15 protein-coding genes are annotated in these 23354 nt (G+C 64.5%); 11 read left to right on the top strand and 4 right to left on the bottom strand.

The window, feature by feature from the left end; all coding sequences use genetic code 11:
* Positions 1-30: 30 nt before the first annotated feature.
* On the bottom strand, positions 31-1119 hold the full coding sequence (locus ASE63_RS14385) for a hypothetical protein (RefSeq protein ID WP_056802217.1): 1089 nt from the start codon (positions 1117-1119) through the stop codon (positions 31-33).
* Between the two features lie 252 nt (positions 1120-1371).
* Between ASE63_RS14385 and ASE63_RS14380 the strand changes: the two genes are divergently transcribed.
* The 3 genes from ASE63_RS14380 (at position 1372) to ASE63_RS27265 (ending at position 3267) form a co-directional block, all read left to right on the top strand.
* Entirely contained in the window at positions 1372-1629 is a 258-nt protein-coding gene (locus tag ASE63_RS14380) for a hypothetical protein (protein WP_056802216.1), read from the top strand.
* Positions 1630-1672: 43 nt separating this feature from the next.
* Positions 1673-2764, top strand: a complete 1092-nt coding sequence (locus tag ASE63_RS14375; protein ID WP_056802213.1) for a LuxR C-terminal-related transcriptional regulator — start codon at positions 1673-1675, stop codon at positions 2762-2764.
* A 104-nt stretch (positions 2765-2868) separates the two neighbouring features.
* Positions 2869-3267 carry a hypothetical protein gene (locus ASE63_RS27265; RefSeq protein ID WP_156410355.1) on the top strand — a complete coding sequence of 133 codons (399 nt, stop codon included), beginning with the start codon at positions 2869-2871 and terminating at the stop codon, positions 3265-3267.
* A gap of 458 nt (positions 3268-3725) precedes the next feature.
* On the opposite strand, the gene ASE63_RS28425 is transcribed toward ASE63_RS27265, so the two are convergent.
* Positions 3726-11441 carry an autotransporter-associated beta strand repeat-containing protein gene (locus ASE63_RS28425; protein ID WP_156410354.1) on the bottom strand — a complete coding sequence of 2572 codons (7716 nt, stop codon included), beginning with the start codon at positions 11439-11441 and terminating at the stop codon, positions 3726-3728.
* A gap of 155 nt (positions 11442-11596) precedes the next feature.
* On the opposite strand from ASE63_RS28425, the gene ASE63_RS14360 reads away from it, so the two are divergent.
* A complete protein-coding gene (locus ASE63_RS14360) occupies positions 11597-13312 on the top strand; it encodes a tetratricopeptide repeat protein (RefSeq protein ID WP_244491412.1) in 1716 nt (571 codons plus the stop codon).
* Positions 13313-13468: 156 nt separating this feature from the next.
* On the opposite strand, the gene ASE63_RS14355 is transcribed toward ASE63_RS14360, so the two are convergent.
* A complete protein-coding gene (locus ASE63_RS14355) occupies positions 13469-14362 on the bottom strand; it encodes a LysR family transcriptional regulator (RefSeq protein WP_156410353.1) in 894 nt (297 codons plus the stop codon).
* A gap of 99 nt (positions 14363-14461) precedes the next feature.
* Here ASE63_RS14355 and ASE63_RS14350 point away from each other — a divergent pair, with 99 nt between their 5' ends.
* Both ASE63_RS14350 and ASE63_RS14345 read left to right on the top strand, forming a co-directional pair.
* A complete protein-coding gene (locus ASE63_RS14350) occupies positions 14462-14800 on the top strand; it encodes an aldo/keto reductase (protein ID WP_056802202.1) in 339 nt (112 codons plus the stop codon).
* A gap of 11 nt (positions 14801-14811) precedes the next feature.
* Positions 14812-15993, top strand: a complete 1182-nt coding sequence (locus ASE63_RS14345) for an MFS transporter (protein WP_056802201.1) — start codon at positions 14812-14814, stop codon at positions 15991-15993.
* Between the two features lie 278 nt (positions 15994-16271).
* Here ASE63_RS14345 and ASE63_RS14340 read toward each other — a convergent pair whose 3' ends face one another.
* The gene (locus tag ASE63_RS14340) at positions 16272-17294 is read right to left on the bottom strand and encodes a substrate-binding domain-containing protein (RefSeq protein WP_056802199.1); all 1023 of its coding nucleotides are present in this window, start codon (positions 17292-17294) and stop codon (positions 16272-16274) included.
* Between the two features lie 195 nt (positions 17295-17489).
* Between ASE63_RS14340 and ASE63_RS14335 the strand changes: the two genes are divergently transcribed.
* The 5 genes from ASE63_RS14335 to ASE63_RS14315 all read left to right on the top strand — a co-directional run bounded on the left by ASE63_RS14335 (position 17490) and on the right by ASE63_RS14315 (position 23354).
* Positions 17490-18803, top strand: a complete 1314-nt coding sequence (locus ASE63_RS14335) for a sugar ABC transporter substrate-binding protein (protein WP_156410351.1) — start codon at positions 17490-17492, stop codon at positions 18801-18803.
* A 50-nt stretch (positions 18804-18853) separates the two neighbouring features.
* On the top strand, positions 18854-19756 hold the full coding sequence (locus ASE63_RS14330; RefSeq protein ID WP_056802195.1) for a sugar ABC transporter permease: 903 nt from the start codon (positions 18854-18856) through the stop codon (positions 19754-19756).
* The gene (locus ASE63_RS14325) at positions 19753-20595 is read left to right on the top strand and encodes a carbohydrate ABC transporter permease (protein ID WP_082609948.1); all 843 of its coding nucleotides are present in this window, start codon (positions 19753-19755) and stop codon (positions 20593-20595) included. The genes ASE63_RS14330 and ASE63_RS14325 overlap by 4 nt, the downstream gene beginning before the upstream one ends.
* A 26-nt stretch (positions 20596-20621) precedes the next feature.
* Entirely contained in the window at positions 20622-22046 is a 1425-nt protein-coding gene (locus ASE63_RS14320; protein ID WP_056802191.1) for an FAD-dependent oxidoreductase, read from the top strand.
* A gap of 510 nt (positions 22047-22556) precedes the next feature.
* Positions 22557-23354 (top strand): ABC transporter permease, encoded by a 798-nt coding sequence (locus tag ASE63_RS14315; protein WP_056802189.1) that lies wholly within the window; start codon positions 22557-22559, stop codon positions 23352-23354.

The raw sequence follows: 23354 nt of genomic DNA, 5'->3' as shown, positions 1-23354 counted from the left end.
AATCAACAGTTGCTTGCTGCTCGGCCAAGCCTATTGGAGGTCGGCGATGGATGCGGGCCCTGGTCCGGTCGTGATCAGCATCGGCCACTGACTGGAGCCGAACGGCACCACCGGCGGCAGGAATGGCGTCATGCCGCGCCTGGCGCTCTCGGCGATGATGGCGGCGCGCGCATCTCCCCCCATCAGTTCGTAATCCGTCAAACGATAATGGCCGAACAACAACGAGCCGACCGAGCGATCGGCGATGATGCGGGTCAGCGAGTCCAGCATATCGGCCTGGGTCGTGGTGAAGGACGCGGTCTCGATCAGCAGCAGCCGGTCGTTCATCGCTTCCGGCGGAAAAAACTGCGCCAGCACGCTGAACAGCACATTGTTCTGGCGAGTCGCATAAATGGTGTTGCTGGCGGCATAGGTCTTGTCCCAGTCCGGACCCAGCATCGTCTTCCAGTCGGCCAGCACCGTCATCCAGTGATTGACCTGGATCTGCGCTGCCCATGCGACAGTCTTGGCCAGATAAGGCGCCTGCTTTCTGCCGAACCTCTCCAGCACATCGAAGGCGATCATGCCCTTCTCGGTGCAATCGTCCATGAAAGCGAGATTGTTCTGCAGGATAATGCGGTTGTTCTCGCGCCAGTCGGCCTGCATCGGGGTCAAATCAAGACCGTCGAGTGCCGACTGCATCCGGCTGCGATAGGCCAGCATCGACCCGCGCCATGACTTGTTGCCGGGGTTGTCGACATATGGCCCGGCGACCTCGGCCAGCGCCAGGGTGCTGTGTGCGACGGATTTGAGCAACTGATAGGGCATCGGCACCGGCGGTGCATCGACCGGCGGCTTTCCAGGCTGATACAGCGTGAAACGCCCGCCCGCGCCCGAGAACAGGCCAAGGATCACGGGGTGCTTGGCGAGGATATTGACGCGAAACACCTTCGCCGCCTCGCTATAAAGCTCGAACATTCCCGTGTTGAGTGCCAGGATGTCCTTGGTTGCCGTTTCGGCATCCGTCGTCGTTGTGAGCCCGGAAATCGGAGTCATGTAGGACGGCAACGCCTGAGCATAGGCACCATCAGCATTACCCAGCAGGATGGCTAAAAGTGCCGCAACAGACCGCAATCTCATTTTGGCGGTTTTCCTTGGACGATCCGCGTCAAGTCTCGTTTCATCGTTATCGTCAAATGCGTTAACAAGTCACGCATAACTTAGATGAACTCTAAGTGCCTAAATCAAAGCTCCCGCGACAAGGAGATCTCCAATGACAAGCGCCAATAGCCTCGTCACTCGCGCCGTGATGCCCTCAAAGGCGTCCTCGGCGCCGCTTCCCTGGCCGCGCCTGGCAGAGGCGTAGCGTTTCCCGGAGCGGCGGCCGCAGCTTTGGTCCCGACGGCCATCTCGCCGGCACGGGCCGGGCCCAACGGGGCGACCGCGCTCACACGGGGCGCGCCATTCAACTTCGTGATCGGCAATGCCGGAACCGACAGCAACACGACCTTCACCGGGCCGCCCATGCTGACGGGTGCGGCGGCGATCGCCGTGACCTTCGGCACGACGACGACGCCGAGCAGCTTTACCAATGGTGGAACGGTTCGGTCGACAGAGATCACGCTCTTGCAATATGACGCTGCGGCATGATTATATCTATAGTTGTCGATGAGAAGCTTGCCCGCCTGAAACGATGCTCCACGCACCCGAAACAACATCTGACCTGATCGACCTGATCTACGCTTCACTTGTCGGCGAGGCGACTTGGCAACAATTCCTGAACAAGCTGAACGAGACGCTCCCCGGCGCGGCTTCGACCCTTTTCTTCCATGATCATCGTACCGGCCAGGGTGCCGCTTCGCTCGCCTCCGGCTTCGACCCGGTCGCCTTGCGCGATTATTCCGCGCACTACTCCAGTATCAATCCCTGGATGCAGAAGCTCGCCGAAACGCCCATCGGAATCGGCATCACCGGCGAGCAACTCATCGATCGCCGGTGCTTTCTTCGGCACGAGTATTATAGCTTCATCAATGGCTTCGGCTTTGAGGCCGGCATCGGCGCGACCTTGTTTCACGATTCCAGCTGCTCATTCCTCATCAGTACGCTGACCAGCAGCGCGGACGCGGACAGGAACGACGCCGCCGCCCGGCAGCTGACGATGCTCGCACCGCATCTGCGCCGGGCCTTTCGGCACTACCGAACCAACCGCTTCGACAACGTGGAGGCCGGCATCACGGCCTCGCTGTTCGACGCGCTCGATGTCGGCGTCATCGTCGTCGGCGAAGGCCTGAAGATCAGAACGGCCTCGGAGACCGGCCGGAGCTGGCTCGCGGCCGGCGAACATGTGCGAATGTCTGCGCTTGGCACGCTGCGTGTCGTCGACACCGCGGCACAGGAGATGCTCGCGACAATGCTCGCGCGCGGCTATGCTGGCCCAAGGACCTGGGCCAGCTACCTGCCCGGCGCCAAGCTCTCGCTCATCCGCGTCTTGCAGGATCAGATCTCGGAATATCTCGCCGGCACCTCAGTCATCCTCGTCATGGAGACGTTGCCGAAGTCTCCGCAGCCTGGCGATCTGGCGGCCCTCGCCCGGGCCCTGAAGCTCTCCAATGCGGAGGCCCGAGTCTTCATCGAGATCGCCGGCGGGCAATCGATCGCGCAAATTGCCGAAAAGGCAGAGCTGGCCAGGGAAACGATCCGCAGCCAGCTCAAGGCGGTCTATGCGAAGACCGGCGTCAGCAGCCAGGCCGCCCTCGTCCGGCTCGCGACCTCCGCACGGTTCTGACGCTTCCTCGTCCCGTGCGATGTCTCACCCGAACGGGTGAAGACGCACGTCCGCCGCTGGCGCTAGCTGACGCCAAGCCCGCACGAGGACACAAGGACGCTTTGATGACACCATCGATATGCAGATCGCTTTTCGCCGCCGCAGTCACGGCACTCGTCTTCCAAGGTCAGGCCTCCGCCCAGAGCGCGGACAAGGACGGCTGTTACAGCGCGCCGCGCCAATGCGTGCGGGGGCAGGTCCAGTGGCTGGAGAACGGTCGCCTCCTCTCGGCCCGGATGACCAATAATTGCGGCTCGCGGGTCTACATCAAGTTCTGCATCCACCGCGCCAACGGCTCGCGGGATTGCGGCGCCGACGGGCTGCCGGCCGGCCGGACCAAGGTCTGGAACACGAGTAACGCCGACCGCCGCATGATTGCGCGCTTCCGCTATGTCGGCTCGCTTCAGAGCGGCAAGGACTGGGTCTGCTCGGGCCGCTCACAGAACTGGAATGCGCCGCTTTGACCTGAATGGTGGCGGTTACGATGATGGCTTGCACCCGCCTGCAGCAGCAGCGCCCGGTCGCTGCCTCGCTCCGCGCCGTCGGCATCGCGCCGGCGCCCGCGGAGCCCCCATTTCGGGGGACGCTTCCTCAAAGCGCACCGGCGGACGTCGGCGCGGTATCACCATCTCCCATCCCGCCCGAAAAACCACAACCGGTTACCTGCTCGAGACGCGCTAACGCCGGACATTCAGAGTCTACCGAGAAGCAGACGTTGCAGAATCTACGCGCATAGCTTCATCATCGTCACCATGAACCTCGACTTCCGCGAGTATAGGGCTGGAAGCGCGTGCACGCCGTTAGATCCGCGGGACTGGCGGCACGTAGGTGAGGATGGTCGACAGGGATCAAGGATGTCCAGCAGCATACAGGTCTGGTGCAGAAAGAGCATTCGGATTTAGTCGTTCGACGCCGCCGCCCATCAGAACGTCACGTTGACGTTGACGCGGGCCGACTGGTCGGACACGCCCGATCCGAACTGGCCGCCATAGGAGACGCCCAGAGTGGCGTTGGGCGTGACGGCGTAGTCGAGGCCGGCTTCGATCACCGCTGCATTGCGCATGATCGGAATGCCGCCGATGCTGAACGCATCGCCGCCGCCGGCAAAGCGCATGGTCGAAAGCGGTATCGTATCGCCGAACGCATGACGCCAGCCGATCATGCCCTTGGCCGTCACGGTCGCGCCGCCGAAGTCGAAGGTGGTCGAGGCGCGCAGGCCGAGCGTGGTGAAGGCCGCGTCGGTGCTGAAGGACGCGCCGGTCAGCGCCGGCGCTCCGCCCTGTTCTGTAAAGCCGTCGGTGCGTAGGTTGACATAGGCGAAGTTGGCGAAGGACTCGAACCTCGCGCCGCCTGCGCCGACGCCATAGGCGAGTTCGCCGAAGACCTGCGCGGTGGAGGCATTGTGGTCGCCCTTCAGGCTGTTGCCGAGGCCGGGGAAGATGACGTTCCGCGAGGTCGCGATGTCATGCCAGGTGTAGGCGGCACCTGTGCGAAAGGCGACATCGCCCCCCGAGATACCCCAACTCGTGCCGCCGTAGAGGCCGACATGGTAGTTGTCGCTCGCGCCGGAGGAGCGGCGATCCTTCACGTCGAAGCTCGTGCGGCTGTAGCCGGCGACCGCGCCGAAGCGCCAGGTGTCGAACACAGGCGCATCGGCGCCGATGAAGAAGCCTCCCGTCGAGCGGTTGAGACGGGCCGCGTTGCCGTCGCCGCTCGCGTGGCCCCAGGAACCGAAGCCTTGGCCCCAGACCGCGACGCGATCGGTGTTTGCTTTCACCATCACCGGCTTGCCGTCGACATAGGTCGTGACGATGCCCGACGCCCCGACCGTGTCGAAAGCGGCGCGGATGCGGTCGGTGACGGCGTTGCGGATGAGGCGGCTGTCCTCGATCAGCACCGTCTTGGCCGAGGCGTGGATCTCGCCCGAGAGCTGGTCGAAGGCATATTGCGCCTGATCGGCCGAGAGGTTCAGCGCCGCGTTGTAGACCGGGTTGCCGAAGCCAAGGCTCTCAATGCCGCCGCCGGTGGCGATCTGGTTCGGGGTTATGCCGATGGCGGCAAATTCGATGCTGTTTCGCGTCATCGTCAGATAGACGTTGTTGGCGTCGTAGCTGAGCGAGGGATCGAGGAAGGCAAGGTTCGAGGTCACGCCGCTGAAAGTGCCCGACCGGCCGCTTGGCGCGTTGGCTGTGAGGATCGTGTACCGGGTTTGCGGCGCGTAGCTGCCTGCACCCGCCAACACCTTTACCGAGCCGCCGTTGATCGTCGCGTTGCGACCGGCGACGATCCTGTCGGATTGGCCCGCCGCATTGACCTCGACCTCGTAGATCGAGCCGGGATTGAAGGTGACGTTGCCGGCGACGTTGAGCGTGCCGATCGAGTTGCCCGGCGCTATCGTGCCCGCAACGGTCGTATTGCCGACCGTTCCAATGCCCTGCAAACGACCGGCCGTCAGCACGTCCAGCGTGCCGCCGAGCGCGCCGTTTACGACCAGAGTCCCGCCTGCAACCGTGGTGGTGCCGCTGAAGCCGGAGGAGTCGCCGGTCAGGTCGAGCAGGCCCGCGCCGGTCTTGTTGAAACCGCCAGTGCCCGACATCACGCCGGCATAGGCCGCGTTCACGGCCTGGTCGAAGGTGAAGGACGCGCCGGAGGCGATGGCGACATTGCCGCCGAAACGCTCGGCCGAGGCGATCAGCCGGCCGGTCTCGACAGTCCAGTCGAGCGAGGACGTACCGGTCAGCGTCAGTGCGCCCGCTCCGCGTTTGACCATCACGCCGGGCGTGCCATCGAGCGCCGCGATGCCGCCGGCGAAGCTCGCATTGCCGGCCTGGTCGAAAACGACCGTGCCGGCATTGCCGATACTGCCCGAGATCGAGCCGGCATTGCCGACCAGTGTGCCCGCCGCAACAAGCGTGTTGCCGTAGGCATTGGTGCTGTTGTCGAGCCGCAGCGTGCCGGCGCCGCTCTTGACGAGATCGCCGCTGCCCGAGACCACGCCCGTCAGGCCGAGCTCGGTACCGCCCAGAACGTCGAAGCGTCCCGCCTGTGTCAGCGATATCGAACGGGCGGTGTCGAAACTCGCCGTGGTCGCGAGCGTGCCGCCCGTGAAGGTCAGGCCGCCCGTGACCGCACCGAGATTGGCGTTGCGCGACACCGACAACACGCCGCCCGAAATCGTCGTGCCGCCGCTATAGGTGTTGTCGCCGGTCAGGGTGAGCGTACCCGTGCCGGCCTTGGTCAGCGAGGTGCCGTTCCACCCAGTCGCCGGGTTGGCCGCCTGGTCGGCGAGCACGGTTCCAACCGTGAAGCTGTCCGTGGCGTTGGTCAGCGTGAACGTGCCGCTGGCGAGATTGTTGCCCGACGCCCAGCTCAAGCCATAGCTGGCGAGGTATTGCAGGCTGTTGGTCGACTTGCGGGTGGAGACCGTGAGATAATCGACCGTGTCGCTGAACCCGCCGATGGTGACACCGGCGAAATCGCCGGCGATGCCGGATGTCGTGTCGATCAGTACCTTGTCGAGCTGGCTCGCATCGTCGATGCCGCTGATGTCGAAGGTGACGCCGTTGCCGATCGTGACGCTGCCGGCCGACAGCGCCGGCCCGTTGGCGCCGGCCACGACGGACAAAGTGGGATTGTTGTCGAAGCTGACGTTCTGCGCCACGTTCAGCGTCGCCGGCGTCTGGATCGCCAACGTGCCGCCGGTCACGGTAACATTGCCGCCGAGCGTGTTGCTGCCGCCGGCGCTGCCGTCGCCGAACTGCAGCCGGCCGCCGGACACGAAGGTATCGCCGCTGTAGGTATTGGTGCCGGTCAGGATGGTGGTGCCCGAGCCGATCTGCCGCACCGCGCCACTGCCGGAGATGTCGCCGGCAAGCGTCAGCGTCCCGGTCCGGTTGAAGGCGAGCACGCCGTCGTTGACGACATTGCCTGATATCGAGCCGGTCGCGCCGCCATTGCCGACCTGGAGCGTGCCGCCCGCAATCGTCGTGCCGCCGCTATAGCTGTTGGCGCCCGTCAGGGTCAGCGTGCCGGTGCCGAGTTGCTGCACCAGGCCGCTGCCCGAGATATTGCCCGCGAATGTCACGTTGTCGGAGCGGTCGAAGTAGAGCGAGCCGTTGTTGACGACATCGCCTTGGATCGCACCCGAGGTGGCGCCATCACCCAGCCGCAACACGCCGTTGGTTATGACGGTCCCGCCTGCATAGGTGTTTTCAGCGGTGAGGTGGAGCGAACCGCTACCTTGCTTGATCAGGGCGCCCGCGCCGTAGATGACGCCGCCGAAGGTTGCTGTCGTGTTGCTGTCGATTTCGACCGTGCCGCTGCCGAGGAGATCGACGGCGCGGCTCGTGGTCAGATTGGCGGTCGTCCGCAAGGTGCCGCCATTGAAGCTCAGGCCGCCCGTGACCGCGCCGAGATTAGCGTCGCGCGACACCGACAACACGCCGCCCGAAATCGTCGTACCGCCGCTATAGCTGTTGGTGCCGGTGAGGATCGTCGTGCCCGAGCCGAGTTGCCGCACCGCGCCGCTGCCAGAGATGCCACCTGCGAAGGTGGCCACGTTGCTGCGGTTGAAGGCGAGCACGCCGCCATTGACGACATCGCCTGATATCGAGCCGGTCGCGCCGCCGTTGCCGAGTTGCAAGGTGCCGGCGTTGATCGCGGTGCCGCCGCTGTAGGTACTGTCCGCCGTCAGGATCAGTGTGCCCGCGCCGGTCTTGGTCAGCGCGGTGCCGTTCCACCCGGTCGCGGGATTGGCGGCATGGTCAGCGAGGGCAGTGCCGACCGTGAAGCTGTCGGTCGGGTTGGTCAGCGTGAATGTGCCGTGGGCGAGATCGTTGCCGGCGGTCCAGGTCAACCCGTAGCTGGCGAGATATTGCAGGGTGTCGGCTGATTTGCGGGTGGAGACGGTGAGGTAGTCCACCGTGCCGCTGAAGCCGCCGACGGTGACGCCGGCGAAGTCGCCGCCGATGCCGGACGTCGTGTTGATCAACACCTTGTCGAGCTGGCTTGCATCGTCGATGCCGCTGATGTTGAAGGCGACGCCATTGCCGATCATGACACTCTCGGCCGACAGCGACGGGCTGTTGGCGCCGGCCCTGATCGACAAAGCGGTGTTGTCGCCCAAGGTCACGGTCTGCGCCACGTTCAGGGTCGCCGGCGTCTGGATCGCCAGCGTGCCGCCGGTCACGGTGACGTTGCCGCCAAGGGTGTTGCTACCGCCGGCGCTGCCATCGCCGAACTGCAACCGGCCGCCGGACACCAGGGTGTCGCCGGTATAGCGGTTGGTGCCGGTCAGGATAGTCGTGCCCGAACCGATCTGCCGCACCGCGCCGCTGCCGGAGATGTCGCCGGCGAAGGTGATCGCGTCGGAGCGATTGAAGGCGAGCACAGCGTCATTGACGACGTTGCCGAGGATCGAGCCGGTGCCGCCGCCGTTGCCGAGCTGAAGCGTGCCGTCCGAAATCGCCGTCCCGCCGGTATAGCTGTTCTCGCCCGCCAGGGTCAGCGTGCCGGCGCCGGTCTTGACCAGCGCGCCGCCGACGCCAGAGATGACGCCGCTCACCTCGGTGGAGAGATCGTTCGAGCCGACCGTCAGTTCGTTGGCACCGAGTAGATAGGAGCCGGCGCCCGCGATCGACCCCGCGCTGATCCTGCCCTCGCCGTTTGGGCCGTTCGTGCCCGAGAAGTCTACCGCACCGCCCGGATGGTTGACGATCGCGGCACTACCTGCCGTGCTGTTGCCGAAGAACGCCAGGACGCTGTTGTTGGTGATCGCGGCGCTGCCGGCGGTGCTGGCGTCGAGGAAATTTAGGTCGCGACTGTTGGTGATGGTGGTGCTGCCGGGGCTGGTGCCGTTGCGGAAATATGTGGAGCCACCGTTCGTGATGCTGGTGATGCCTGCGGTGTCCGCGGTGACGAGGTCGAACGTTCCGCTCGCGCCCACGGCGACCGCGCCCAGGATCGTGCCGGTCGTCCCGCCATTGCCGATCTGGAGCGTGCCGGCGGAAATCGTCGTGCCGCCGGTATAGGTGTTTGCACCCGCCAGTGTCAGCGTGCCGGTGCCGGTCTTGACCAGCGAACCGCCCGCGCCGGAAATGACGCCGCTCACCGCGGTCGACAGATTGTTCGAGCCGACCGTCAGTTCGTTGGAACCGAGGATGTAATTGCCGGCGCCGGCGATCGAGCCGGCGCCGAGCCTCTTGTCGCCGGCAGGGCCCGTCGAGGACGAGAAATCGACAGTGGCGCCGGCGTTATTGGCGATGGTGGCGCTGCCGGCCGTGCTGCTATCGAGGAAATACAGGTTGGCGTTGTTGGTGATGGCGGCGCTGCCGGCCGTACTGCTGCCGTCGAAAACCAGGTTGTTGTTGGTGGTGATGGTGGCGCTGCCGGCCGAACTCGTGGCGGAGAAATATAGGCCGTCGTTGTTGGTGATGGTGGCGCTGCCGGCCGTGCTGGTGAAGGTGAATCGCAGGAGGCTGTTGTTGGTGATAGTGGCGCTGCCGGCCGAACTCGTGGCGAAGAAAAATAGGCCGTCGTTGTTGGTGATGGTGGCGCCGCCGGCCGTGCTGGTGTTCGAGAAACTCAAGCTGCTGTAGTTGGTGATGTTGGCGCCGCCGGCCGTGCTGGTGTTCGAGAAACGCACGTTGCGGTAGTTGGTGATGTTGGCGCTGCCGGCCGCGCTGGTGGCGGAGAAAATCAGGCCGCCGTGGTTGGTGATTGTGGCACTGCCTGCCGTACTGTTGTCGTAGAAATACAGGTCGTCGTTGTAATCCACGCCGGCGTTGTTGGTAATGGTGGCGCCGCCAGCCGTGCTGTTGTCGTAGAAATTCAGGATGTCGTTGTTGGTGATCGCGGCGCTGCCGGCGGTGCTGGCGCCGCCGAAAGTCAGAGTGCGGTCGTTGGTGATGTCGGCGCCGCCGGCCGTGCTGGTGTTGCCGAAATACAGACCGCCGTTGTTGGTGATCACGGCGCTGCGGGCCGTGCTCGTGTTGTAGAATCGCAGGTTGTTGTTGTTGGTGATGGTGGTGCTGCCGGCGCTGGTGCCGTCGCGGAAATATGTGGAACCGCTGTTCGTGATGCTGGTGATGTCTGCGGTGTCCGCGGTGACGAGGTCGAACGTTCCGCTCGCGCCCACGGCGACCGCGCCCAGGATCGAGCCGGTCGTCCCGCCATTGCCGATCTGGAGCGTGCCGCCCGAAATCGTCGTGCCGCGGGTATAGATGTTTGCACCCGCCAGAGTCAGCGTGCCGGTGCCGGTCTTGACCAGCGAACCACCCACGCCGGAGATGACGCCGCTCACCTCGGTCGACTGATTGTTCGAGCCGACCGTCAGTTCGTTGGAACCGAGGATGTAATTGCCGGCGCCGGCGATCGAGCCGGCGCCGAGCCTGTTGTCGCCGGCGGGGCCCGTCGAGGACGAGAAATCGACAGTGGCGCCGGCGTTATTGGCGATGGTGGCGCTGCCGCCCGTGCTGGTGCCGAAGAAATACAGATTGTCGTTGTTGGTGATGGCGGCGCTGCCGGCCGTACTGCTGCCGTTGAACTGCAGGTAGCTATCGTTGGCGATGGTGGCGCTGCCGGCCGTGCTGGTGGCGTGGAACGACAGGTCTCTGTCGTTGGTGATCGCGGCGCTGTCGGCCGTGCTCGTGCCAGCGAAATACAGGCCGTTGTTGTTGGTGATGGTGGCACTGCCGGCCGAACTCATGCCGGAGAATTGCAGGTCGTTGTTGTTGGTGACGGTGGCGCCGCCGGCCGTGCTGGTGTTCGAGAAATACAGGCCGTAGTTGTTGGTGATGGTGGCGCTGCCGGCTGTGCTCGCGCCGGAGAATTGCAGGCTCATGTTGTTGGTGATGTTGGCGCCGCCGGCCGTGCTGGTTTCCGAGAAACCCAAGCTGCCGTAGTTGGTGATGGTAGCGCCGTCGGCCGTGCTGGTTCGCGAGAAACTCACGTTGTGGTGGTTGGTGATGTTGGCACTGCCGGCCGCGCTGGTGGCGTAGAAAGTCAGGCCGCCGTGGTTGGTGATGGTGGCACTACCTGCCGTGCTGGTGTCAAAGAAACCCAAGATGTCGTTGTTGATAATCGCGGCACTACCTGCAGTACTGGTGGCGTAGAAGTACAGGCCGTCGTTGTTGGTGATGGCCGAGCTACCGGCCGTGCTGTTGTGGCGGAAGTACAGGCCGGCGTTGTTGGTAATGGTGGCGCTGCCGGCGGTGCTGGCGGCGCCGAAAGTCAGAGCGCCGTAGTTGGTGATGGTGGCGCTGCCGCCGTTGATGATGATGCCGGCGCCGTTGAAGCTCAGAATTCCGGCGGTGCTAAAGCTGTAATTCGAGGCGCCCGCGCCGAAGATCCAGCCCCCCACCGTGGTGTTAATGGAGGAAATCGACAGGCTGGTTACGTTCGAGACGCCGAAGGAGGCCGAACCGCTCGGCGCCGTCCCGCTGCTCCAGTTGACGCCGTTATCGTAATTGTTGTCGGTCGGGCTGGCGAGCCAGGTCGCGTCCTGAGCCCGCGCCGGAGCCGAATATGCGGCGACCGTCAGCGCCGTCGAGGCCAGCAATACGGCGCGCAACAAGCCGCGCGTGACGCTGCGCCATGGAGAGACGCCGCGCGCATGAGTCGAAAGTGTTTTTGGACGCATGGTTCCCCGGCAAAGCAAAGACGCACGCGGCCGCCGGATTTCGATCCCCCCGTCCACGTCAATTCCGTCCATCTCTGTCATCGCGCGCCGGACACGTCTTGAATCGGCTGCCGACATGCTTTGACGGTTTCTGACATTTTCTGAATGGGCCGCGTTTGGCCGCGTTTTATGATAATTGGGCGTTTTTCTGCGGTCGTTTTGCAGCTGGGGGTAAGCGCGGCGTGTTGCAGTTTTTAGGATTTGAACTGGATCGAGATCGGGTGGAGCTGCGCGGGCCGGACGGTGGCGTCATCAAGATTCGGCTGAGAAGCCTCGAAATGTTGAAGTTTTTTGCCGCCAATCCGGGGCGGGTTCTCAGTAAGCAGGAGCTGATGGAGGCTGTCTGGCCGGACGTCCACGTCGCCGAGGACAGCGTGTTCCAGTCCATCCGCGAGCTTCGCTCGGCGTTGGGCGACGATCAGCGGCAGATCATCAAACTGATATCCGGCCGCGGCTACCTGTTCGTGGCAGAGGTGTCGGACACGAGAGGCACGGACGCGCCGGTAGAAGCCAGCTCGGCGATGGAGTCCGAAACACTAAGCGAACCGGCCCCCGGCCGGCACGGTTTCGGCATGCCGCGCCGCGCCGTACTCGTGGCTATGGCGGGGCTCGGCGCGTCGGCCTGGGCGACAGCGGCATGGCTCCCCCGGTTCCAGAGGAACTCGCCCGTGACCGTCGCCGTGATGCCCATGGCGGCGGGCGATGATCCACAGGCCACCCGGATGGCGGCAGGCATCGTCCGCGATCTGACCGACGGGCTGATGAAAATCGAGATGATCCGTGTGGTGGTTCCGTCCGGCGCCGCTCAGGGGGCCGATTACGTCGTCAGCAGCGAGCTGGAGAAAACCGAAACCGCATGGAATTTGCGCGCCCGCATGATCGAGCCCGCAACCGGGGCGGGCAAGTGGACGACGTCGCTGTTCGTCGAACGGACGGCCGCCAATATGCAACTTCAGCAGACCCGCCTGACCGCCGGCATGGGCCACGCACTGGCGCTGCGCGTCAACGCTCTTCTGAATGTAGGCGAGCGCCTGGCCGATGGCTTGCCGACGGGCAGCGCCAGGGCCGCCATTGAACAGGCGACGGCCTCGATCAACCAGACGTCGCCGGAACGCTTGCGCACTGCGCAGGCAATGCTTGAACAAGGCCTCGCCGACGACGCCGACAATGTCGACCTGCAAGTCGCGCTCGCTGCGTTCAAACTCCGCGGAATTCAGATGGACTGGTTTCCCGCCGAAGAGCGCGAGGCGACCAAGAACGACATCGGCATGATGATGGAGCGCGCGTTGCGCGCACGACCCAACTATATTCCAGTGCTGGAAACGTATTGTCGGTTTCTGTCGGCGACGAACCGCTTCGCCGAAAGCCTGGTGGCGTGCGCCAGAACGTTGACCCACAATCCGTGGGGCGGGAGCACGCTGTACCTCATTGGGCTTGCTCAGATTCACCTTGGACGCTTCGATGACGCGGTCGCGACATTCGTGCAAGCGGACCGATTTGATACGCCGCAGGTCGCGCGCTGGACGTGGGCGGTCGGAGCGGGCTGGAGCTACCTGTTCATGGGCCGCGCCGAAGAAGCCTTGCCCTGGCTGCAGCGATCGATCGCGATCACGCCGGCTAGCGGACGCACGCATATGCTGCTGGCTGCGGCCTATCAGCAATTGGGCCGAACCGCCGAAGCCAGGGCGGCCATGGCGAAGGCCTTGGAATTGAGACCTGGTTCGACGGCAAGCAATGCGCCGCACCCCACCAAGAATGCCAGCCCGGTTTTTCTCGAGGCCGCCGAACGGGTCATGAACCTGATGGTTGCGGCCGGCTTGCCCGAGAAATAGCGCTGCGTAGAAGTGGTAGAGGAAACAATGTGGGCGAGCCGCGATCGTCAAACCGCCCGCCTCCGATGCGGCAACTTCGAGCAGCCACGACACCCATGCTGGGGCGTGACCGGCAATTTATGGGGCCTCCGACACGCCGTCCGCCAGCGGGGCGGTTCATCGCAGGCGCGATGCCAGGAAGTCGACGAAGGCCCGGACCCGCGCAGGCACGCTAACGCCGCCGACGAAGACCGCGTGGATGGGCTCGACATCTCCGGGATTGAATTTCTCGAGGATCGGCGCGAGCGCCCCATCCGCGACTTCCCGGGTGACGCTGAAGGCTCCGACACGCGCTATGCCGACCCCGTTCGCCGCGAGTTGCCCGAGAGTCTCGCCGTTATTCGCCTCGATATTACCCCTGACGGACATTGCGAAGTCGCGGCCGTCCCGGCTGAAAGGCCAGACGGGCTCAGCGCGTCGGAAGTTGAAGTTGAGGCAGTTGTGCCGGAGCAGGTCTTCAGGGGCCTGTGGCGTGCCGTGGCGAGCGAGATAATCTGGCGACGCGACGATGACGCGGCGCGTCTCTCCCAGCTTGCGCGCGGTCAAGGTACTGTCCGCCAGCGGCCCGAAACGGATTGCGACATCGGCTTGCCCGCCCGCGATGTCGGTGAGCGTGTCCGTCAGCGAAATGTCGACAAGGATATGCGGATAGAGGGCCGCAAACTCGCCTAGCAAAGGAACCACGCATAGTCGCCCATGCGACAATGCCGCGCTAACGCGCAAACGTCCGCGTGGCGCCCCCTGATCGGCGATTTGCTGCTCCGCATCGTCGAGGTCCACAAGGATTCGCCGCGCCGCCTGCAGATAGGCCTGTCCTTCCGCGGTAACGGTCAGGGAACGGGTGGAACGAAGGAGCAGCCGGACGCCGAGGCGTGCCTCGATCCTGTCGATCGTCCGGCTCACCGCCGAAGGGCTGAGGTTCAGCAGGCGGGCAGCGGCAGAGAAGCTGCCTTCGTCCACGACCGCAGCAAACATCGCAAGTGAATGCGCTCGATCCGCTCCGACCAGCATCTTTGCTCCTATCGCAAATATCCTGCCCGAAGAGAGCGGCTAATCCCGGGCATCTACCGGATCTATCTATGCGCCAGAATATCAACAGGCGAGCGAAATATGGAATACCGTCAACCGGGATCGCCGGGCCTGCGCCCGCCCGTCGAGAGCGAGCATAACTGCGTGATCGAAGCCCTCGAGGCCGTGACTGCCGACACAGGCCACAACGTCCCGCAGATTGCCGTCAACTGGCTGCTTGGGCGGCCGACCATCTCCTCTGTCATCGTCGGCGCACGCAACGAGGATCAGCTGCGCCAGATCAAGGGCGCGCGAGCCTGGCCGCTAACGCCGGCCCAGATCATCGCGCTCGCTGCGGCGAACGCGTTCCTGCCGCCCTATCCCCACACGCCCGACCGCGAGCAGGCGGGTTTTGCCCGCCTCGCGCCGGCGCCGGTCTGAGGAATGTCATCATGAAGCTCAATCCCGGATTGATCGCGCTGTCCATAGGCGCTTTCGGCATTGGTGTGACCGAGTTCGCACCGATGGGGCTGCTGCCGATCATCGCCGCCGATCTCGGCGTCTCTATCCCGAGCGCGGGCCTGTTGATCAGTGCCTACGCGCTGGGCGTGATGATCGGCGCGCCGCTGATGACGCTAACGACCGGACGGGTGCCGCGCCGCATGCTGCTGATCGGCCTCGCCGGTATCTTTACGCTCGGCAATCTGCTCTCGGCGGTCTCGGACAGCTACGCGATGCTGCTCGGCGCGCGCATCCTGACCTCCTTCAACCATGGCGCCTTCTTTGGTGTCGGCTCGATCGTCGCTGCGAGCCTCGTGCCGCCGCAGCGCCAGGCGGGCGCGGTCGCGGCGATGTTCATGGGTCTGACCATCGCCAATGTCGTCGGCGTACCGATCGCCACGTGGGCGGGCGAGCATCTCGGCTGGCGCGCCTCGTTCTGGGGCATCGCGGCGCTTGGCCTGGCGACGATGGCCGCGCTACGCCTTACCTTGCCCGCGCTCCCCGCTCCGGTGGGAGGCGACGCCAAGGCCGAACTGCGAGCACTAACGCGAGGGCCAGTCCTCGGCGCGCTGGCGCTCACCGTGATCGCATCCAGCGCGATGTTCACCGTCTTCACCTACATCGCGCCGATCCTGCAGGAGGCAACGCGGGCCTCGTCAGCTTTCGTGACCGCGATGCTCTTCACTTATGGCGCCGGGCTGACGGTCGGCAACTGGCTGGGCGGACGCTTCGCTGACCGCTCGGTCGACCGTACGCTGATCGTGACGCTGGCGTCCCTCTCGGCTGTGCTGGTCGCGTTTGCCCTGGCGATGGGCCACGCCGCCGCAAGCGCGGTGCTGATCTTCCTGTGGGGTATCGCGAGCTTTGCGCTCGTTCCGCCGCTGCAGGTTCGAGTGATGACTGCCGCAGCCGACGCGCCCAACCTGGCTTCGGCCGTGAACATCGGGGCGTTCAATCTCGGTAACGCCTTCGGGGCTGCGCTGGGAGGCGGCGTTATCGCGGCAGGGCTGGGATATCCGATGGTGGCTGTGGCGGGCGCGGCGACTTCGGCGGTTGGCCTGGCTGCCGTTCTTGTCAGCGTTCGGCGCAAGAGCGAGGCGCAAAACGAAAACCGGCTTTGTACATCCAGCTAGATGCCCGGCGGCAGTACTGCTCCAGCACAAGGATACTCCCGCCAACAGCGGAACTTTAAGCTGCACCAATGAGCGGACATCCGTCCATTCCAGCGACCTTGCGGGCTTAGGCGGCGCTAAAGCGCCTTCGCTTCCGGTAAGTGTCAGCGGCGCACGGCCACAACTGGATTCCATAAGGGGCGTTCCGCTCGCTGCTCGTCACGCGCCGGTCGTGCTGCAGCCGTGTCCGGATCGCCCAGAAGTCGCGCGGCTTCGGCGGCGGCCTAGCCAGCTGAGGATCAGTCGGTTCGATGAGCCGGTCCGCACGAACTTCTTAGAATTAGCTGCGACGGTATCGTTACTTGAGCGCCTGGCCTGCGGTGCGGTGATTCAAGCCGATCCATGAGGAGCCGAGCGGCTGCCTCTCCCATCGATCCGATATCGCGATCGATGACGGTCAGTGGCGGGTCGAGCAGGGCCGATGACATGTTCTCATCAGCTCCAACGAAGGACAGGTCGCCGGGGATACGAAGGCCGAGATCGCGGATGGCCCGAAGTGCGCCGAACATGTTCTGGTTTGAACATACGATCAAAGCGGTGGGCCGGGGTGTTGCGGTCATCAGCTCCATCGCGGCGCGAAAGCCCTCCTCGATCGTCGGCGGCGGGGCGCGGCTGTAGCGAAGCGGATCGTCTACACCCAGTTTCAGCGCGGTGGAGCAGAATGCGTCGAGTCGTCGGCGTGCCGGCCTGATCGTCATCGGGCCGTTCAACAGCCCGATCCGCCGATGGCCGAGGCCGACCAGATGCGTCACGAGTTCGCTCATGACCTGCTCATGCTCGCACAAGACGGCATCCACCGGCACCGGAAGGTCGCGATCGATCACGACGACAGGCACGCGGGATTTTTCGATCGCCCGTGCGATCACCTCAGACGTCTCGTCCGACAGCAGCGCAATGATCCCGTCGACGACGTTCGCCTGGAACTGCTCCAGGTAGTGCGCTTCCTTGTCGATGTCGAAGCGGGTGCTGGCCACGAGCATGCGAAAGCCCGCGGCCGCAAGACTTGCCTCGACGGATTGCGCGATCATGGCGTTCAGGGGATTCGTCAGGTCCGGCAGCAGGAACCCGACCGTTCGCGTTGTGCTGCTGCGCATGCCCTGAGCGATGGCATTGGGCCGATATTCAAGCTCCGCCATCGCCGAAAGCACGCGGCTGCGCGTTTCCTCGCGCACCCTCGGGCTGGCGTTGACCACGCGGCTCACCGTCATGCTCGAGACGCCGGCAAGCTTGGCGACTTCGTCGATCGTAGCTGGACGGGGCACGTCTCGATCCTGCAGGCTGGAAGGTGCGAAGCATGTTCGTACCATCTGGGCGCGGGCGCGCAACCGCGCCGCCGCTAGCAAACGGATGCTCCCTGTAATAATGTTGACGTTAACATGGCATCATGAAATGGTGCACCAGTCGCTTCGACAGAGAACCGGACAACGGTCACGACTTTCAGGGTGGAGGTCTTCAGGATGAGCAGTTTTATCGAGACCCGCCGCGCCGTACTGGCGGGCAGTGCCGCTTTGGCCTCATCGTTCCTGCTGCCGGGCGCCGGCCGGGCCCAGGCGCAAGGCAAGCCGTTCGACGGTCAGCCCATCGTCCATTGGTCGTTCCTGAGTCCCGAAGGTAAATCGGTCCGCGAGCAGGCGATCAAGCTGCATGAAGAAGCGTTCCGTAAAGAGACGGGTATCAACGTCGCTTTCGAGATCTATCCCTTCGCGGAACTGGCACGCCGGCTCGTCACGGCGGTTCAGGCCAACACCCAACCGGATGTCACTCGTGTCGGGTGGGAGTCCATCCCGATGGTGTCGAAGGCCGGGGCCTTGAGCCCGCTCGACGCCTATATCGAGAAGGCGTTCGACGCCGAGCAGCGCAAGGATTTCCTGATCGATTATTCGCCGGCTCTGCTGACGAACGGCCAGAAGACGACGATGCAGCTCGAGACCATTTCGCATGCGCTCTTCGTGCGAAAGGACTGGCTGGAACGCGCAGGGATGAAACCGCCCAGGACCTGGAGCGACGTCGTCGAATTCGGCAAGAAGGTCAGCGGCGACGGGCGCTGGGGATATGGCTTCTTCGGCGGCAAGCAGCAGCTCGTCCATGCCGTCTATCTGCAGCCGCACATCCATGGGCGCGGCGGCCGCATCCTGGGCGATGACGGGAAGGCGACCTTCACCGACGACGCGGCCGTGCGCGCCTACAAGTTCCTGTCGGACTGCGTGCACGTGCACAAGATCACGCCGCCCGATGTCGTCAACATGAGCTGGGAAGACCAGACCGACGCCTTCCGCACCGGCAAGCTCGCGATGTTCATCGACGGCTCGCATCGCTATCGCGACCATGCGCGCGCAGTCGGTGCAGACAATATCCTGCTGGTCGAAATCCCATCCGACGACCCGGCCAAGCCGTCTCCGACGCCCCTTACCGGCTGGTCGATGGGCATTCCCAAGGGCGCGAAGACCCCCGACGCCGCCTGGCAGTACATCCAGTTCTATCTGCGGCCGGAGGTGCAGGCCGCCAATGCCCGCATCGCGGGAGCGCTGCCATCCCGCCGCAGCGCCGCCGGCGATCCCTATTTCAAGACTCCCGAAGCGGCCTATCTGCAGTGGTGGCTCGATTACACCGCTGCGAACAGCGAACCGATGATCAACGTGCCGACCGCGAGCCGGCTGACCGAAGCCATGGTCGATGCGCTGCACGAAGTGATCCTGAAGCCGAACAGCGACATTGCGGCGGTCCTGCGGCGCGCAGCGGCCGGCTACGATCGCGTGGCGCAGCAGCAGTAAGCCCTCCAGCAGAGACGGCCAGCGTCGATGGCGCTGGCCGATGGCTCGACATGACCTTGACTGACACCCGAGCGCGCCGATCGCCGCATCGCGCGAAGATCGACCTGTTTCCCTATGCGCTGATGGCACCGGGCCTTCTGCTGGTGCTGTTCGCGACGCTTTACCCGGTGATCTTCGTCGTCCAGTACAGCCTTTTCTCGACCAACGTCTACGAGATGGTCCGCTTCGTCGGAGCGGCCAACTACGTTTTCCTGTTCCAGGACGAGCGCTTCCTCGAGAACCTCTGGAACACCGCGGTGTTCGTCATCGTCGGCGTGGCGCTGTGCTGGACCTTCGGCCTGACACTGGCGCTCGCGCTGCGCCGCCAGAGCTGGGGCACGGCGGTGCTCCGCGCCATCGTTCTTGTCCCCTGGGTTACCAACCAGGTCGTGCTGGCGCTGATGTGGAAGCTCTTGCTCGGCGGTGAGTTCAGCCCGTTGAACGATCTGCTGCGCTCAGTGGGATTGCCGCCCGTCAACCCGTTCATCAGCCTCGAGCAGGCGCTGCCGACATTGACGGTGATCAACGCCTGGCGCGCGACCGGCTTCGCGATGCTGATGCTGCTGGCTGGGCTCGCCGCGATACCGAAGGAGGTCGACGAGGCGGCCGAAGTCGACGGCGCGACGAAGCTGCAGCAGATCCGCTATGTGATCATTCCGATGCTGCGGCCGATCTCGATGGTCTGCATCGTCACCCTGATGATCAGCTTCTTCAACGTAGCCGTCCTGCCGCTCGTCCTCACCGGCGGCGGCCCGCTGCATGCCACGGAGCTGCTCAGCATCCGTCTCTACCGCGAGGGTTTCGAGAACTTCGATATCGCGCTGGCAGCCACGCTGACCGTATTCCTGATCGCGATCGAGCTGCTCCTCGCCGCCCTGTACTTTCGCCTGGTGAAGGCCGGAGCACAGTCATGACAACGTCGCGTCATGACGCCACGGCGCGTAGTGCGGCCGCAGCCCGGGCGGCCTTCATGTTCTGCGTCGGCGCGGCCATGCTGCTTCCCTTCGCGCTGGCACTGACCACCTCCCTGCAGGCCCCTGGGGCTCCGAACGCCGGCACGTTTCTTCCATGGCCCCTATCGCTCGACAACTACGTCGCCGTGCTGCGGGGTGGCTTCGGCCGGTTCATGCTGAACAGCGCGATCGTGGCTTTCTGCAGCATCGCCGTCGTCCTGTTCGTGTCCATCCACGCCGGCTATGTCGTCGCACGCTACGAGTTCCGCGGCAAAAACCTGCTCCTCTTCGCCATTCTCTGCGGCATGGCCTTGGGAGAGCTGTCGGCCGTCGTTCCGCTCTACTTTTTCGGAAGCCGGCTCGGTCTCCTGGACACCTATGTGATCCTGGTGCTCGCCAACAGCGCCTTCATCGCGCCGCTGGCGATCTGGTTCCTGCAGGGCTATTTTCGCTCGATCCCGGTACAGCTCGACGAGGCGGCGCTTATCGACGGGACAGGCCGCCTAGGCGCCCTCTATCGCGTCGTGCTTCCGGCCGCGAAGCCGGGCCTGGTGACCGTCAGCCTTCTCGCCTTCATCGGCGCCTGGAACGAGGTTCTCCTCGCGCTCGTCCTGACCTCGTCCGAGGGCATGCGGACGGCACCGGTCGCACTTCATTTCTTCATGACGGATTACGGGGTCCAATGGGGGCCGCTCACTGCGGCAGCGGTTCTCACGACGCTGCCCGTCCTGATCCTTTTCCTTCTGTTGCAGCGGCATTTCGTGCGCGGCCTGACGGCCGGCGCGACAACCGGGCTGTGACACAACACCAGATTGGGAGAGCCGCGATGCGCATGCGCAAGGAATTCGACGTCGTCGTCGTGGGCGGCGGGACCGCCGGAGCGATCGCCGCCATCGCGGCGGCGCGCACCGGCGCTCGCACGCTGGTCGTCGAGCAGTACGGCACCATCGGTGGCGTCCTGACGCTCGGCCAGTCCCTGCTGGGTGCGGCCGACAATGAGGGATACGTCGCGCTCGGCGGGATCGGTGGCGAGCTTTTCGAGCGCCTTGCCGCCATCGACGGGGGAACGCGCACCAGCATCGATTCCCTGCTCGGCTCGATCACCGGCCAGGATCCCGAAGCGCTCAAGCTGACCCTGCTCGACATGGCGGCGGAAGCCGGCGTGAACTTCCTCCTGCACAGCTTCGTGGTCGATGTCCTGAAGGACGGCGACCGGATCTGTGCGGTCACCGTCGCCAACAAGGCAGGCCTGGAGATCATTCCCGGTCGCACATTCGTCGATTGCTCCGGCGATGCCGACCTGGTCGCGCGCGCCGGGGGACGCTTCACCAAGGGGCGTCCGCTCGATTCCGCGACGCAGCCGGTCTCCGCCATCTTCAGGCTCGGGAGCGTCGATGTCGCCGCCACCCTGGATTACCTCGAAGCCAACCCCCACGACATATGCGACGCCGAAGGTTTTTCGGGAAGCAAGCACACGATCGAGCATCTGCGCTCGACCCCGGCAGCCCAGATCGTCGGCTTCAACGCGTTGATCTCGCAAGCCAGAGCCGCGGGGGAGTGGGATGTCCCGGTCGAGTGGCTGACGATCTACACGCTGCCCGGGCGCAGCGAGGTCGGTATCAATGCCACGCGCGTTCATGGGATCGACGGCACGGACCCCGACGACCTGACGCGCGCCGAAATCGAGACGCAGCGCCAGGTCGCCCAGGTCACGCGGTTCCTGCGCAAATACGTGCCCGGCTTTGAGCGCGCGCGCCTGCTTGCGAGCTCCTACCAGGTCGGCATTCGCGAGACGCGCCATATCGAAGGGAACTACACGCTCACCGCCGACGACGTGCTGGCGGGATCGGATTTCGAGGACCAGATCGGGCGCGGCGCCTATCCGCTCGACATCCACGACGTCAAGCCCGGCACGCTCGTCATGAACCGCAACGTCGAGGGGACGGGAATCACCTATTATTCGCTGCCCCGGTCATACGGCATCCCGGTGCGCTGCCTCATTCCTGTAGGGATCGAGAATCTCGTCGTTGCGGGACGGTCGATCTCGGCGACGCATGAGGCCGCCGGTTCAATCCGCGGCCAGGCCGTGTGCATGGTGACCGGGCATGCGGCCGGCACGCTTGCTGCTCTGGCGACGGCGGGTGACGAGGCGCCGGCCGCCGTCGGCATCGATACACTGCAGGCTACACTTCGCGATCAAGGTGCGATCGTGGATTTGGATCCGCGGCGCCGGGTGATGCCTGTTCGCTAACGATATCGCCCTGCGGTCATCTCGGGTCCACTTCATCTCGTAGTTGACGACCTCTGAGCCCATGTCGAACTTCACGCCCATGCCGAGGCCAGGGAAGCGGGCTTCCATGTGGCAAGCCTCTACTCGACATTGGCCAGCGTTTCGGGGGCAGAAACTGCCTTTGCGCGGAGAGAGGTGACGTCGAGCATCGCCAGCCTGCCACCGCCGACCTCAGAATTTACAGAACTCCCGGCACTACCTGCCATGCCACAACTCGACCGACACAGCGGGCAGGTTGAAATAATCTCGCATCGACGCATAGCCGTGGCCGGTTGGCCATGGCCGAGCGATGCGCCGCGGCATTCTTCGCGATTAGCACAACCGGCGACTGCTGCGATTTGAGACGGTCGGTTGCCTAAGAAGCGGCACCACGTCCCCCTCCGATCAAGCTGCGCCTGATCGCGTCTTGACGAGCAGCGATGTTTGATTGTAGATATCGTATACGAAATATAGAATACGTTGAGAGACGTCATGTCGGGCAGAGTGCTATTGCGAGCGTTTGCGGCGCCTGGCCTGACGATCGTCCTTTTGCCGATCGTGCTGGTTTCATGGCTGGCGTTCTTCTCGCAGGAAATCCCGTCCTTCCCGCCCGAAGGCCACTCATTGCGGTGGTTCTCGGCCGCATTCTCGGAACGCAAATTCGCTTCGGGCTTCCTGCTCAGCGCCGAGATTGCGGCGCTGTCCACCGCGATAGGTCTGGCGGTCAGCATCCCCGCAGCGATCGCGCTGCAGCGCTTCCGGTTCCGCGGGCGCGGCACGCTCGGCAGCATTCTCCTGTTTCCGCTGGTCATTCCGGGCGTCGTGCTCGGCGCCGCGCTCTACATCTTCGAGGTTCAGGCCGAGAAGACGACCGATCTCCCGCTGATCGGCTCCTATGCGGGGCTTGTGATCGGCCACGTGCTGATCGTCATCCCGTGGTGCATCAAGCTGCTCGGCGTCAGTCTCTCGGGGCTTGATCGCGGCATTGAGGAAGCGGCGATGAACCTGGGGGCGAAGCCCTGGACGACGTTCCGCAGGATCCTTCTCCCCGGCATTCGGCCGGGTCTTGTCGCCGCCAGCCTGTTCGGCTTCGTGGTCTCGTTCGGCAATCTCGAAATGACACTTTTCCTGGTCGGTCCGGGTCAATCGACGCTGCCGATCGCGATCATGCAGTACCTTGAGTGGAAGGTGGACCCTACGATTGCGGCTGTTTCCGTGGTCCAGATCGTCCTGATCGGCGCGGCGCTCCTACTCACCGACCGTTACGTCTCCCTGTCCCGCGTGGTTTGA

The sequence above is a fragment of the Allobosea sp. Root381 genome (assembly GCF_001429395.1).
Classification (GTDB): Bacteria; Pseudomonadota; Alphaproteobacteria; order Rhizobiales; family Beijerinckiaceae; genus Allobosea.
The sequence above is the reverse complement of the archived record's forward strand: the minus strand, read 5'-3'. Positions and strand labels throughout refer to the sequence as shown.